Below are 13,930 nucleotides of genomic sequence, written 5' to 3'. Positions count from 1 at the left end.
CGGCCCGGCCTGCCGACCGCTCACTGCTCACCGGACGTTCTTGCCCTCTGCCGGGATGAGCCGCCACGCGACCAGGGCCGCTACCGCGGTCAGCACCGCTGCCACCACGCACGCGACCTGGAGAGAGGCGACGAACGCCTCCCTGGCCGCGTCCAGGACGTCCGCCCGTTCGCCGGCGACCGCCACCGCCGAGGCGAGCGAGTCGCCCGCCTGCGCCCGGTCGCCCGCGGTCAGGTCGGCGGGCAGCGTGACGCGCGCCTGGTAGCCCAGCGTGACGAGCGAGCCGAGCACGGCGACCCCCAGCGCGACGCCGAGCTCGTAGGCGGTCTCGGAGATCGCCGACGCCCCGCCCGCCTTCGCGGGCGGCACCGCGGAGACGACGGCGTCGGTGGTCAGGGTCATCGCCAGACCGACCCCCAGGCCGGCGGGCACGAGGGCCAGCGCGAGCCACGCGTAGTGGTCGGCACCCTCGGCCACCGCGATCGCGACCATGCCGAGCGCCGTGACCCCGAGACCGAGGGCGATGGCGGGGCCGCGGCCGAACCGCGTGATGGACCAGCCCACCACCACGACCACGACGATCGACGCGATGGTGGCGGGCAGCTCGGCGACACCGGCGACCAGCGGCGAATAACCCCGCACGAGCTGGAGGTACTGCGAGAAGAAGAACAGCATGCCGGTGAGCGCGAAGATCGCTATCAGGTTCGCCGCCACGGCTCCGCTGAACGCCGGGATCTTGAAGAGCCCGACGTCGAGCAGCGGACCGCGCCCGTCGGCGACCAGGCGGGCCTGGCGACGCACGAAACCGACGCCGGACAGCACCGCGAGCGCCAGCACCCCGACCGCCGTCGCGTCAACGCCCTCGGACGCCGCGTGCTTGATCGACCACACCAGGGGCATCACCGCCGCGAACGACAGCACGACCGACAGGACGTCGAGGCGCCCGGGCTCGGGGTCCTTCGCCTCGGGCAGCAGCACCGCGCCCGCGATGACGAGCACGACGACCACCGGGACGTTCACGAGGAAGACCGAGCCCCACCAGAAGTGCTCGAGCAGTGCGCCGCCGATCAGGGGTCCGACGGCGGCGCCACCGCCGGCCGCCGCCGACCACACGGCGATGGCCCGGCTGCGCTCGCGCGCCTCGGGGAACAGCGTGCGGATGAGCGAGAGCGTCGAGGGCATGATCGTCGCGCCCGCCACGCCGAGCAGGAGGCGGGCGAGGACGAGGATCTCCGCGCTCGGCGCGAAGGCCGCGAGCGCCGAGGCCGCGCCGAACGCCGTCGACCCGATGAGCAGGAGGCGCTTGCGCCCGACCCGGTCGGCAAGGGTGCCCATCGCGACGAGGAGCCCGGCGATGGCCAGCGAGTAGATGTCGCCGATCCAGAGCACCTGGGTGGCGGTCGGTGCGAGGTCGCGGGTCAGTGACGGGACCGCCAGGTAGAGGACGGTCCCGTCGATGGCGAGCAGGCCGACCGCGAGCACGAGGACGGCGAGCGCGGCCCACCTGCGGCGCGTCGGGAGGACAGGAGCTGAAGCGGTCATCCCACTACTGTACCGTCCAGCCGGTACAGTTTCTTCCACATGCCCCGGGCAGCGTGCTCTGATTGGTGGGCTCCGGTCGGTGGGCTCCGGTCGGTGAGCTCTGACCGGCGGGCCCTATAGTCCATGCCGAGACAGTCCGTGCCGAGTGGCACATCCGAGGGTGAGGTGTTGGTCAGTGGGTCGGACGGCGGGCAGGGACCCGGAGCAGACGCGCGCCGCGCTGCTGGACGCGGCGAGCCGCCTGGTCCGCGAGCGCGGGATCTCGGCGACCCTCGACGACGTCGCACGCCGCGCGGGGGTCTCCAAGGGCGGCCTGCTCTACCACTTCGCGAGCAAGCAGGAGCTGCTGCTGGCGATGGCCGCCGACTGGCTCGAGCGGTTCCGGGCCGCGGTGCTGGCCGCCGTCCCACCGGACGACGACGCTCCCGGACGCCTGGTGCGCGGCTACGTGCGGGTGTCGATCGAGGGCGCGCTGGACCCGGCGGCGTCTCGCGACGCGCTGGTGGTGATCGCGCACCTCTCGACGGTGGACGCGGTCACCGAGCTCGCGCGCGCCGACGCGCAGCGCTGGCAGGAGGACCTGCGGGCCGATGGTCTCCCCGAGGACGTGCTGTCGCTCGTCCTCGCGGCGGCGGACGGCGTCAGCGCCCAGCCGGTCTGGGGCATGGAGTCCGCACCGGAGGAGCTGACGCGGCTCCGGGAACAGTTGCTCGCGCTGACGTTCGTCGACCGCTAGCCGTCCGCCTCGCCCTCGCTGCTGCCGATCCAGGTGTCGGCCAGGGTTTCCGAGCCGCGGGCCAGCAGCGCGACGTCGGCCCCGACCAGCACGAAGGACGCCCCCGCCTCCAGGTACGACCGAGCCACCGCCGGGTCGAAGGCGTTGACGCCGACGGGCTTGCCCGCGGCGCGCACCGCCTCGAAGGTCGACCGGACCGCGGCCGTGACGTCCGGGTGCGTCTGCTGTCCGAGCACGCCCATCGAGGCAGCCAGGTCGGACGGGCCCACGAAGACGCCGTCGACCCCGTCGACCGCCGCGATCCGCGCCGCGTTCGCGACGCCGGTCACCGACTCGACCTGCACGAACAGCGAGACGTACCGGTCGGCGTCGGCCATGTAGCCCGCCACGCGGTTCCAGCGCGCGCCCCGGGACAGCGCGCTGCCCACGCCGCGGATGCCCCGCGGCGGATAACGCACCGCCCGCACGACGGCGGCCGCCTGCTCGGCCGTGTCGACCATGGGCACCAGCAGGTTCTGCGCACCGAGGTCGAGCAGCTGCTTGAGCACGACCGCATCGTCCGACGGCGCCCGCACCACCGGCGTGACCGGGTACGGCGCCACCGCCTGCAGCAGCGCCGACGTCGTCTCCAGGCCGATTGGCGAGTGCTCGCCGTCGATCAGCAGCCAGTCGAGGCCTGCGCCCGCGCAGATCTCCGCCACGATCGGGCTGCCGGTGCACACCCACATGCCGACCTGCGGCCGGTTCGAGCCGGCGATGCGGTCGCGGAACGTGGGCGGGAGGGTCAGACGAATCGGCACGAGACGGTCCCCAGCTCTCGGTAGTCGGCAAGCACGGTGTCGCCGGGCTCGATCCACACTGGACGGGTGAACGAGCCGGCGAGGACGATCTCCCCGGGTTCCAGCGCGTCGTCGTGCTGGGCGAGCTTGTTCGCCAGCCAGGCGACGCCGGTGGCCGGGTGGCCAAGGACTGCGGCGGCCACACCGGACTCCTCGATGGTCGCGTTGCGGTAGAGCAGCGCCGGGACCCAGCGCAGGTCGGTCTGGTCGACCCGCACGGGGTTGCCGCCGTGGACCATGCCGCCCATGGCCGCGTTGTCGCTGATCGTGTCGACGATGGTGCGCCCGGACATCTCGATCCGCGACGACAGGATCTCCAGGGCCGGGACCACGTACTCGGTCGCGCGCAGGACGTCGAACACCGTGACGTCCGGTCCCTTGAGCCCTTCGCGCAGCACGAAGGCCAGCTCCACCTCGATCCGCACGTTCGAGAACCGCGAGTGCTCGATGACCGCGCCGTTGTCGAAGACCATGTCGGCGAAGATCGCACCGTAGTCCGGCTCGGTGATGCCGGTGGCGGCCTGCATGACCTTCGACGTCAGCCCGATCTTGCGACCCACGGGGCGCCGTCCGGCCTCGATGCCGCGCCGGCGCCACGTGTTCTGCACCGCGTAGGAATCCTCGACGGTCATGCCGGGATATCGCGCCGTCAAAAGCGGCACGGTCGTCCGTTCGGCCTCGGCGCGGGCCAGCTCGTCGGCGATGCTGGTGATCGTCGCGTCGTCCAGGCTGCGCTCCCCCGCCCCCGTCACAGCTGGTGCCCCAGCTTGTACTCGCCCTGCTTCCACGAGGGCAGCGCGTCGGCCCCAGCACCGTTGTCCTCGGGACGCGTGTAGGAGAACCCGTCGGCGCCGATGGTCACGGCCATCTCGGAGGCGTCGGTCCGTGCGACAACCGGCTGGGGCTTGCCGTCCAGGTCGAGGACGAGCGACGCCTCGGTGTACCAGGACGGCACCACCGGGTTGCCCCACCAGTCACGACGCTGGTTGTCGTGCACGTCCCAGGTCACCACCGGGTTGTCGGGGTCGCCCGTGTAGTAGTCCTGCGTGTAGATCTCCACGCGGTGCCCGTCCGGGTCGCGCAGGTACAGGTAGAAGGCGTTGGACACGCCGTGCCGGCCGGGGCCGCGCTCGATGCGGTCGGACAGGCGCAGCGCTCCGAGCTTGTCGCAGATCGCGATGATGTTGTGCTTCTCGTGCGTCGCGAACGCGACGTGGTGCATGCGCGGGCCGTCGCCGCCCGTCATCGCCGTGTCGTGAACCGTCGGCTTGCGGCGCATCCAGGCCGCGTACGTCGTGCCCTCGGCGTCCTGGATGTCCTCGGTGACGCGGAAGCCGAGGTCCTCCATGAACCGCACGGCGCGCGGCACGTCCGGCGTCACCTGGTTGAAGTGGTCCAGGCGCACGAGCGCGCCGGGCGTGTGCAGGTCGTACCGCCACGCGAGGCGTTCGACATGGTCGACGTCGTAGAAGAACTCGTACGGGAAGCCGAGCGGGTCGATCACCCGCACCGAGTCCCCGATGCCCTTCGTGAAGCCCTCGGCTCGACGCTCGACGCGGCAGCCGAGCTCGGCGTAGAAGGCGACCGCGCGGTCCAGCTCCTCGGGGCTGCGCACCCGGTACGAGAAGGCGGCGACGGCGGCAACCGGACCCTTGCGCAGCACCAGGTTATGGTGGATGAACTCCTCGAGGCTGCGCAGGTAGACCGTGTCGTCGTCCTCCTCGGTGACGACCAGGCCGAGCACGTCGACGTAGAAGCTCCGCGAGGCGGCCAGGTCGGTGACGACGAGCTCCATGTAGGCGCACCGCAGGATGTCCGGCGGCGGCGCCAGGGGCGTGGGGATCGGGTCGGTCATCTTCAGGCTCCCTTGCCAGAGATCGGCTTGCCGAAAGTCGGGTTGTGCACCTTGCCGAGCGTGATGTGCACGGCCTGCTGGTCGGTGTAGAAGTCGATCGAGCGGTAGCCGCCCTCGTGGCCGAGACCGGACGCCTTGACCCCGCCGAACGGTGTGCGCAGGTCGCGCACGTTGTTCGAGTTGAGCCAGACCATGCCCGCCTCGATGGCCTGCGAGAAGTTGTGCGCACGCTTCAGGTCGTTCGTCCACACGTAGGCGGCCAGCCCGTACTTCACACCGTTGGCCAGGGCGAGCGCCTCTTCCTCGGTGTCGAACGGGGTGATCGCCACGACCGGCCCGAAGATCTCCTCCTGGAAGATCCGGGCCGACGGCGGCACGTCGGCGAAGACCGTCGGCTCGACGTAGTTGCCTCCTCCCAAGCCCGCCGGACGCCCGCCGCCAGCCACGAGGCGGCCCTCGCTCTTGCCGATCTCGATGTAGGAGACGACCTTGTCGTAGTGCTCGGGATGCACCAGCGCGCCCACCTCGGTACGCGGGTCCTGCGGGTCGCCCACCACCACCCGCTTCGCCTGGGCGGCGTAGCGCTCGACGAACTCGTCGTAGACCGCACGCTCCACGAGGATGCGGCTCCCCGCGGTGCAGCGCTCGCCGTTGAGCGAGAAGACGCCGAAGATCGTCGCGTCGATCGCGGCGTCCAGGTCGGCGTCGGCGAAGACGATGGCCGGTGACTTGCCGCCCAGCTCCATCGACAGGCCCTTCAGGTACGGCGCGGCGTTGGCGAAGATGAGCTGCCCCGTGCTGCTCTCGCCCGTGAACGAGATCAGCGGCACGTCCGGGTGCTTGACCAGCGCGTCACCTGCCTCCTCGCCGAGGCCGTTGACCAGGTTGAACACGCCGGCGGGCAGACCAGCCTCCTCGAAGATGCCCGCCCACAGCGACGCCGACAGCGGCGTGAACTCCGCGGGCTTGAGCACCACGGTGTTACCCGTCGCGAGCGCGGGGCCGAGCTTCCAGGACTCGAGCATGAACGGCGTGTTCCAGGGCGTGATGAGGCCTGCGACGCCGATCGGCTTGCGGTTGACGTAGTTGATCTGCCGGCCCGGGACCTTGAAGGTGTCGTCCGCCTGCGCCACCACGAGGTCGGCGAAGAACCGGAAGTTCTCGGCCGCGCGGCGGGCCTGGCCCAGCGCCTGGGTGATCGGCAGGCCCGAGTCGAAGCTCTCCAGCTCGGCCAGCCGGGCGTCGCGGGACTCGACGATGTCCGCGACCCGGTGCAGGATCCGCGATCGCTCGCGCGGGAGCATCCTCGGCCAGGGCCCGTTCAGGAAGGCGTCGCGCGCGGCGGCGACGGCCAGGTCGACGTCTGCCTGCTTGCCCGCCGCCGCCTGCAGGTAGACGTCGTTGGTCACCGGTTCGAGCACGTCGAACGTGCCGCCGTCGACCGAGTCGACGAACTTGCCGCCGATGTAGTGCTGGACGCGGCTGGGCAGGTCGGCCGGCACGTGGCGGGTCGGCTGGTTGGTCGGCTCGTCGGTCACGGGGTCTCCCTGAGTGGTGTCGGGCGGGGTGCCGCCCTGTCGGCGCGGTCTGTCCTGTCGGCGCGGGCGTCCAGAAATGCCTGCATGGTCGCCCAGCGGTGGTTGCGTGCGGCGATCTCGATCTCGAGCGGGTCGGCGCCGCCGGCGATCAGGTCGAGGATGTGGGCGTGCTCGGCCACGGAGTCCCTCGCCCGGCCGGGCACGAACGCGAACGTGGAGTCCCGTAGGCCGGAGAGCTGGGCCCAGCCGCGGTGGACCATGTCGAGCAGCAGCTTGTTGGGGCACGACTCGAACAGCACCGAGTGGAACTGCCGGTTCAGTGCGGTGAACGCGTGGGGGTCGAAGTGGTCGAGCACCGCGCGCAGGTGGTCGTTCACCTCCCTCGCCCGCCGCAGGTCCGCGGCCGAGATGGCGGGCGCGGAGAGCCCGGTGGCGGCACCCTCGACGACGCCGAGGGCCTGCATGGCGTCGACGTAACCGTGCTCGTCGACCATCGCGACCCGCGCACCGACGTTGCGCTCGTAGGTGACCAGGCCCTCGGCCTCCAGCCGCCGGATCGCCTCGCGCACCGGCACGACGCTCATCGCCAGCTCGTCGGCGATGCTCTGCAGCACGAGGCGGTACCCGGGGCTCAGCTCGTGCAGCGCTATGCGGTCGCGCAGGTAGTCGTACGCGAGCTGGGACTTGCTGAGCGCGCCGGCGAACGCGGTCTCGACGGCCGACGCCGTCCCGTCGCCGCCGGTCATCGCGACTCCCCCGGTCCGCCTGGCGCCTGGGCCTGTTCCCCCTGTGCCTCCGACCTCCAGGACTCGTACCGCGCCCGCCACTCGGCGTTCGGCGGGAAGAGCCCCTCCACGGGGTGGCCGGCGGCCACCTGCTGCGCGACCCACGTGTCCTGCTCCTCCTGGGCGATCGTCGCGTCGGCCACCTCCTCGGCCAGGTGCGGCGGCACGACGACGACGCCGTCCGCGTCGCCCACGACGATGTCGCCCGGCAGCACCGTCGCTCCGCCGCAGGCGACCGCGACGTCGGTGTCCCACGGGACGTGCCTGCGGCCGAGCACCGCCGGGTGCGGACCGCCCGAGAAGACGGGGAGGCCCGTCGCGGCCACGGCCTCGAAGTCACGCACGCCGCCGTCGGTGACCACACCCGCGGCCCCGCGCACGTGGGCCCGCAGGGCCAGGACGTCGCCGAGGGTCGCCGACCCCTTCTCGCCGCGCGCCTCGATCACGATGACCTCGCCGGCGCCGACGGTGTCGAACATCCGCTTCTGGGCGTTGTAACCGCCGCCGTGCGCGGCGAACAGGTCCTCCCGGTTCGGCACGAACCGCAGGGTCCGCGCGCGGCCGACGATCGTCGCGCCCGGCACGTTGGGCCGCACCCCCTCGACGAGCACGTTGTCCAGACCGCGCTTGCGCAGCTGGGCGGAGAGCCCCGCGACCGGCGCACGGCGCAGCTTGTCCGCGAGCTCGTCGGTAAGCGCGAACGGCTCCGCCCCGGCAGCCGGCTCGGCACCCGGCTCCGGCGCCAGGCCCGCCGCCTCGCGGCTCCCCCACGCCTCGGCCCGCTGCGTGTCGTCTACCCTCGGCCCGGCGCCGACGTCCGAGAACGGCACGTCGCCCTGCACCACCGTGGTGACCAGGCGGCCCGACGTCGGCGCGCCGGGCGCCGCAGGGGCGTCCACCTCGACCTCGACGACATCGCCGGGCACCACCACGCTCGAGCCCGCGGGCGTGCCGGTGAGCACGACGTCACCGGTCTCGAGCGTGAGGTGCTGGGACAGGTCGGCCACGATCTGCGCGAACGGGAACAGCAGCGCGTCCTCGTCCGTGGTGTCCTCCTGCACGAGCTCTCCGTTGACCCAGGTGCGGACGCGCAGCCCGGCGGGATCGACCGTGCGGGCGTCGACGAGCGCCGGACCGAGGGGCGTGTAGCCGTCGCGGCCCTTCGAGCGCACGTTCGAGCCCTTGTCGGCCCAGCGCAGGTCGTAGACGCCCAGGTCGTTCGCGGCGGTCACCGCGGCGACGTGGTCCCAGGCCTCCTCGACGGACACCTGCCGGGCAGGCCTGCCGATGACCAGCGCGACCTCCCCCTCGAACGCGAGCAGCTCCGTGCCGGCCGGCCGCTCCACCACGCCTCCGGTGGCGGCGAGCGAGCTCGTCGGCTTGAGGAAGTACGACGGCGTGGCGGGCCGCCGTCCGCGCTGCTCGGCGCGCGACAGGTAGGCGATGTGGACGGCGACGATCTTGCCCGGCCGCTTCGCGAGCGGACCGCCCGCGGCCGGTGTCCGCGTCGCAGAGGCCTGCGCCTCGGTACTTGCGTCGGTACCCATGAGCTCCCTTGCCCGTCGACTTGCCCGCCGTTCCGCCGGCCTTTCCACCGCTTCCGCTGACACCGATCCGGATGACCTCTGGCGGTTTGTATCTCAAATCGTATATGGTCCGTGAGAACCCGGCAAGGCCACCCGGCCGAGCCCACCACCGGCCCGCCAACGACGGCAGGCCCGGATGACGAGGGAGTCATGCGATGTCACGCCTAGTCCCGGACGGGCCCGCCGCGGCCCGAACCCCCGAGTCCAGCGAGCGCCGCCGCGTCGTCCTCGCGACCATCGTCGGCACGACGGTCGAGTGGTACGACTTCTTCATCTACGCCTCGGCGGCCGGTCTCGTCTTCGGCGAGCTCTTCTTCGAGCCTGCCGGTTCGAGCCTCGGCACCCTTCTGGCGTTCGGCTCGGTGGGCGTCAGCTTCCTGTTCCGCCCGCTCGGCGCGTTCGTCGCGGGGCACCTCGGCGACAGGTACGGGCGGCGCGTCGTGCTCGTCCTGACCCTGGTCCTGATGGGGGTGGCCACCGCCCTGATCGGCCTGCTGCCGACCTACGCCCAGATCGGCGTCGCCGCGCCCGTCCTGCTGGTGCTGCTCCGGATCCTGCAGGGCATCTCGGCGGGCGGCGAGTGGGGCGGGGCTGTCCTCATGTCCTGCGAGCACGCACCGGTCGAGCGGCGCGGCCTGTTCGGGGCCTCGCCCCAGATCGGTGTCCCCCTCGGCCTGCTGCTCGCGTCCGGGGTGCTCGGCGTCATGAACGCCGTCGCGCCCGGCGAGGCGTTCCTCACCTGGGGCTGGCGCGTCCCGTTCCTGCTGAGCGTGGTGCTCATCGGCATCGGGTACTGGGTGCGCCGGAGCGTCGAGGAGAGCCCGGTGTTCGTCGAGATCGCCCAGCGCGCCGAGACCACCCGTCAGCCGCTGCTGCGGCTCTTCCGCAGGCACACGCCGCTGGTGGTCGTCGCCGCCCTCGTCTTCGCCGGCAACAACGCCGTCGGATACATGACCACCGGCGGCTACATCCAGCGCTACGCGTCCGACCCGGCAGGCCCGGTCGGCCTCGACCGCGGTCCGGTGCTCTGGGCGGTGACGATCTCCGCCGTCGTCTGGCTCGTTTCCACGTGGTTCGCGGGCGCGGTGTCCGACCGCCTCGGCCGGCGCACCACGTACGCGATCGGCTTCGTGGTGCAGCTCGCGGGTGTGCTCGCCCTGTTCCCGCTGGTCAACGGCGGGACGTTCGGTTCGCTGCTGCTCGGCCTGAGCTTCCTGTCCGTCGGCCTCGGCCTTACGTACGGACCGCAGGCGGCGCTGTACGCGGAGCTGTTCCCGGCGTCGATCCGGTTCTCCGGCGTCTCGATCTCCTACGCGATCGGGTCGATCCTGGGCGGCGCCTTCGCGCCGACGATCGCGACGGCCCTGGTCCAGGCGACGGGCACGACGACAGCGGTGACGATGTACCTGGCGGGCATGACGGTGATCGGGCTGGCGGCGGTGCTCATGCTGCGCGACCGCACCGGCATCCCGCTGGGGCCGGACCACGAGGAGCTGCAGGCCGCCAGCCCGGTCTACGGCCTCGCCAGGGCCTGAGCCGCACCACGAGCAGAACGGAAGAACGATGCAGTTCCACCATCACGGCTACGTGTCCGGCGACCCGCGCGTCCAGCCCGCCGCCGGCTACGGTCTCGAACGCCCCGCCGAGCTGCCGGACGAGGTCGACGTGCTCGTCGTCGGCAGCGGACCGGCCGGGATGATCGCCGCCGCGCAGCTCGCACAGTTCCCCGACATCCGCACCCATGTCGTCGAGCGGCGGGCCGGACGCCTCGAGATGGGCCAGGCCGACGGCATCCAGGCACGCAGCGTCGAGACGTTCCAGGCGTTCGGGTTCGCGGAACGCATCACCGCCGAGGCGTACCGGATCACCGAGATGGCGTTCTGGAAGCCCGACCCCGCCAACCCGGCGAACATCGTCCGCGGCGCCGTCCCGCCGGACGACGCCAACGGCATCAGCGAGTTCCCGCACCTGATCGTCAACCAGGCGCGGGTGCTCGACTACTTCGCCGAGGTCGCGGCGAAGGCCCCCGCCCGGGTGACCCCGGACTACGGGCTGGAGGTCGTGGGGCTCACCGTCGCCGAGGAGGGCACGCACCCCGTCACGGTGACGCTGCGGCACACGACCGGACCGCGGGAGGGCAGCGAGCGCACGGTGCGCGCCCGGTACGTCGTCGGCTCCGACGGCGCGCACAGCGCCGTCCGGCAGGCGATCGGCCGCAAGCCCGTCGGTGACCGGGCCAACCATGCCTGGGGCGTGATGGACGTGCTCGCGGTGACGGACTTCCCCGACGTGCGCACCAAGTGCGCCATCCAGTCGCACGACGGCGGCTCCATCCTGCTCATCCCCCGCGAGGGCGGGTACCTGGCCCGCTGGTACGTCGACCTCGGCGAGGTGCCGCCGGGTGAGGGCGCCCGCATCCGTTCGACGTCGCTGGACGAGGTGATCGCGCGGGCGAACCGGATCATCCACCCGTACACGCTGGACGTGAAGGACGTGCCGTGGCACAGCGTGTACGAGGTGGGTCACCGGGTCACCGACGGTTTCGACGACGTATCGGACGACCTCACCGGCATCCGCACGCCCCGGGTGTTCCTCACGGGCGACGCGTGCCACACGCACAGCGCGAAGGCCGGTCAGGGCATGAACGTGTCGATGCAGGACGGCTGGAACATCGCCTGGAAGCTCGCCCACGTGCTGACGGGCCGGGCCCCGGAGTCCTTGCTGGCCACCTACTCGGCCGAGCGGCAGGTCGTCGCGCAGGACCTCATCGACTTCGACCGGGAGTGGTCGCGCCTCATGGCCACGCCCCCGGAGGACCTGCCCGACCCGACCTATCTCGAGGACTTCTACGTCAAGACCGCCGAGTTCCCCTGCGGGTTCATGACGCAGTACCAGCCCTCCATGATCGTGTCCGAGCCGGTCCATCAGCACCTCGCCACCGGCTTCCCGGTCGGCAAGCGGTTCAAGTCCGCCCCGGTGGAGCGCGTCGCCGAGGGCAACCCCGCCCACCTCGGGCACCACGCCCGCGCGGACGGGCGCTGGCGCGTCTACGCGTTCGCCGACGCCGCGGCGCCCGGCGAGCCGTCGGCGCTGCGGGAGTGGGCGCGGTGGCTGGGCACGGCACCCGACTCTCCGCTGCTGCGCCACACCCCGGCCGGCACGGACCCGGACTCGGTGCTCGACGTCAAGGTCGTCTACCAGCAGGACCACTTCGGCGTGGAGTTCCCCGACGTGCCGGAGGTCTTCAAGCCCCGCGTCGGCCCGTTTGAGCTGGTCGACTACGAGAAGGTGTACGCGACCGACCCCGCGCAGGACATCTTCGAGCTGCGGGGCATCGACCGGGGCGGCGTGGTGGTCGTCGTGCGGCCGGACCAGTACGTTGCCGCCGTGCTCCCCCTCAGCGCGACGGACGAGCTCAGCGCGTTCTTCGCCGGCGCGCTGCTCCAGCCGGACACCCCGCGCCCCACGAGCACGCCCACGCCCACGGACACGCCCACAAAGGAGAACACATGACCGACACCCGCGAGTCCGACCTGCTGGACTCCGTCCCCGACGGGCTGCTCATCGGCGGCACGTGGCGGCCCGCCGCGGCCGGCGCCACCCTGACCGTCGAGGACCCGGCGACCGGCAGGACGATCAAGTCCATCGCGGACGCCACCGCGGAAGACGGCATGGCCGCGCTCGACGCCGCCGTCGACGCAGCGGCAGCGTGGGCCGCCACGCCCGCCAGGACCCGCGGCGAGATCCTCCGCCGCGCGTTCGACCTCCTCCAGGAGCGCAGCGAGGACTTCGCGCTGCTGATGACCCTCGAGATGGGCAAGCCGCTCACGGAGGCCCGCGGCGAGGTCACGTACGGCGGTGAGTTCCTGCGCTGGTTCTCCGAGGAGGCCGTGCGCATCACGGGCCGCTACGGGCCTAACCCCGAGGGCACCGGCCGCGTCATCGTCAGCCAGCACCCCGTCGGGCCCTGCTTCCTCATCACCCCGTGGAACTTCCCGCTGGCCATGGCGACCCGCAAGATCGCGCCCGCCCTCGCGGCCGGCTGCACGGTGGTGGTCAAGCCCGCGGCGCTGACGCCGCTGACCACGCTCTACCTCGCGAAGCTGCTGCAGGACGCCGGCCTGCCCGACGGCGTGGTCAACGTGGTCACGACGTCCAGCTCGGGCGCCGTCTCCGAGCCCATCATCAGCGACCCGAGGCTGCGCAAGCTGTCCTTCACGGGTTCCACGCCCGTCGGCCAGAAGCTCCTGGCGCAGGCCGCGCCGGGCGTGCTGCGCACGTCCATGGAGCTCGGCGGCAACGCCCCCTTCGTGATCTTCGACGACGCCGACCTGGACCAGGCGGTGAGCGGCGCCCTCGCGGCGAAGTTCCGCAACATCGGGCAGGCGTGCACGGCCGCCAACCGCTTCATCGTGCACTCCTCGGTCGCCGACGAGTTCGCCCGCCGGGTGACCGCCGCGGTGAACGACTTCGTGGTCGGCCGCGGCACCGAGTCCGGTGTGACCATCGGCCCGCTGGTGGACGACAAGGCGGTCGCGAAGGCCGAGGCGCTGGTCCAGGACGCGGTGGCCCGGGGCGCGGCGCTCACCACCGGCGGCTCGCGCATCGACGGGGCGGGCAGCTTCTTCGAGCCGACGGTCCTGACGGGCGTCGCGCCCGGCAGCGACATCCTGCGTGAGGAGATCTTCGGCCCGGTGCTCGCCATCGCCACGTTCGACACGGAGGACGAGGCGGTGGCACTGGCCAACGACACCGAGTACGGGCTCGTGAGCTACGTCTACACGGAGAGCCTGGCGCGCGGCCAGCGCATGATCGAGCGGCTGGAGACCGGGATGATGGGGCTCAACGTCGGCGTCGTCTCCAACGCGGCGGCGCCGTTCGGCGGCTGGAAGATGTCGGGCCTCGGCCGCGAGGGCGGCGCCGAGGGCATCCACGAATACCTCCAGACCAAGTACACGCTCACCCCGGCGTGACGGTCACCCCCGCGGTCACCGCGAGGTAGAGCGCTTGTCCGGGTCTCCCCGGGTGCTCCAGGAAGACCCGGACCTG

At 72.1% G+C, this 13,930-nt stretch carries 11 protein-coding genes; 4 read left to right on the top strand and 7 right to left on the bottom strand.

Features of this window, described 5'->3' with window-relative positions:
* Nucleotides 1-27: 27 nt before the first annotated feature.
* Nucleotides 28-1,542 carry an MFS transporter gene (locus tag ACFWE2_RS06890; RefSeq protein WP_377223470.1) on the bottom strand — a complete coding sequence of 505 codons (1,515 nt, stop codon included), beginning with the start codon at nucleotides 1,540-1,542 and terminating at the stop codon, nucleotides 28-30.
* Between the two features lie 175 nt (nucleotides 1,543-1,717).
* Between ACFWE2_RS06890 and ACFWE2_RS06885 the strand changes: the two genes are divergently transcribed.
* Nucleotides 1,718-2,278, top strand: coding sequence for a TetR/AcrR family transcriptional regulator (locus tag ACFWE2_RS06885; RefSeq protein ID WP_377223469.1), 561 nt, complete (start codon nucleotides 1,718-1,720; stop codon nucleotides 2,276-2,278).
* On the opposite strand, the gene ACFWE2_RS06880 is transcribed toward ACFWE2_RS06885, so the two are convergent.
* From ACFWE2_RS06880 to ACFWE2_RS06855, 6 genes are read right to left on the bottom strand one after another with little or no spacing between them, the layout of a single operon-like run.
* Nucleotides 2,275-3,078 carry an HpcH/HpaI aldolase/citrate lyase family protein gene (locus tag ACFWE2_RS06880; RefSeq protein ID WP_377223468.1) on the bottom strand — a complete coding sequence of 268 codons (804 nt, stop codon included), beginning with the start codon at nucleotides 3,076-3,078 and terminating at the stop codon, nucleotides 2,275-2,277. The two genes, ACFWE2_RS06885 and ACFWE2_RS06880, sit on opposite strands and share 4 nt — an antisense overlap.
* The gene (hpaH, locus tag ACFWE2_RS06875) at nucleotides 3,063-3,869 is read right to left on the bottom strand and encodes a 2-oxo-hept-4-ene-1,7-dioate hydratase (protein WP_377223467.1); all 807 of its coding nucleotides are present in this window, start codon (nucleotides 3,867-3,869) and stop codon (nucleotides 3,063-3,065) included. The genes ACFWE2_RS06880 and hpaH overlap by 16 nt, the downstream gene beginning before the upstream one ends.
* A complete protein-coding gene (hpaD, locus tag ACFWE2_RS06870; protein ID WP_377223466.1) occupies nucleotides 3,866-4,972 on the bottom strand; it encodes a 3,4-dihydroxyphenylacetate 2,3-dioxygenase in 1,107 nt (368 codons plus the stop codon). The genes hpaH and hpaD overlap by 4 nt, the downstream gene beginning before the upstream one ends.
* A gap of 2 nt (nucleotides 4,973-4,974) precedes the next feature.
* Entirely contained in the window at nucleotides 4,975-6,510 is a 1,536-nt protein-coding gene (gene hpaE / locus ACFWE2_RS06865; RefSeq protein ID WP_377223465.1) for a 5-carboxymethyl-2-hydroxymuconate semialdehyde dehydrogenase, read from the bottom strand.
* Nucleotides 6,507-7,256, bottom strand: coding sequence for a GntR family transcriptional regulator (locus ACFWE2_RS06860; RefSeq protein ID WP_377223464.1), 750 nt, complete (start codon nucleotides 7,254-7,256; stop codon nucleotides 6,507-6,509). Before ACFWE2_RS06860 ends, hpaE begins: the two co-directional genes overlap by 4 nt.
* On the bottom strand, nucleotides 7,253-8,842 hold the full coding sequence (locus tag ACFWE2_RS06855) for a fumarylacetoacetate hydrolase family protein (RefSeq protein WP_377223463.1): 1,590 nt from the start codon (nucleotides 8,840-8,842) through the stop codon (nucleotides 7,253-7,255). Before ACFWE2_RS06855 ends, ACFWE2_RS06860 begins: the two co-directional genes overlap by 4 nt.
* Nucleotides 8,843-9,036: 194 nt before the next feature.
* Here ACFWE2_RS06855 and ACFWE2_RS06850 point away from each other — a divergent pair, with 194 nt between their 5' ends.
* From ACFWE2_RS06850 to ACFWE2_RS06840, 3 genes are read left to right on the top strand one after another with little or no spacing between them, the layout of a single operon-like run.
* The gene (locus tag ACFWE2_RS06850; protein ID WP_377223462.1) at nucleotides 9,037-10,416 is read left to right on the top strand and encodes an MFS transporter; all 1,380 of its coding nucleotides are present in this window, start codon (nucleotides 9,037-9,039) and stop codon (nucleotides 10,414-10,416) included.
* Nucleotides 10,417-10,444: 28 nt separating this feature from the next.
* Nucleotides 10,445-12,394, top strand: a complete 1,950-nt coding sequence (locus tag ACFWE2_RS06845) for an FAD-binding monooxygenase (protein WP_377223461.1) — start codon at nucleotides 10,445-10,447, stop codon at nucleotides 12,392-12,394.
* Nucleotides 12,391-13,854, top strand: coding sequence for an NAD-dependent succinate-semialdehyde dehydrogenase (locus ACFWE2_RS06840; protein ID WP_377223460.1), 1,464 nt, complete (start codon nucleotides 12,391-12,393; stop codon nucleotides 13,852-13,854). Before ACFWE2_RS06845 ends, ACFWE2_RS06840 begins: the two co-directional genes overlap by 4 nt.
* Nucleotides 13,855-13,930 lie beyond the last annotated feature (76 nt).

It is taken from the genome of Promicromonospora sp. NPDC060271 (assembly GCF_042726755.1).
Taxonomy (GTDB): domain Bacteria; phylum Actinomycetota; class Actinomycetes; order Actinomycetales; family Cellulomonadaceae; genus Promicromonospora.
The sequence above is the reverse complement of the archived record's forward strand: the minus strand, read 5'-3'. Positions and strand labels throughout refer to the sequence as shown.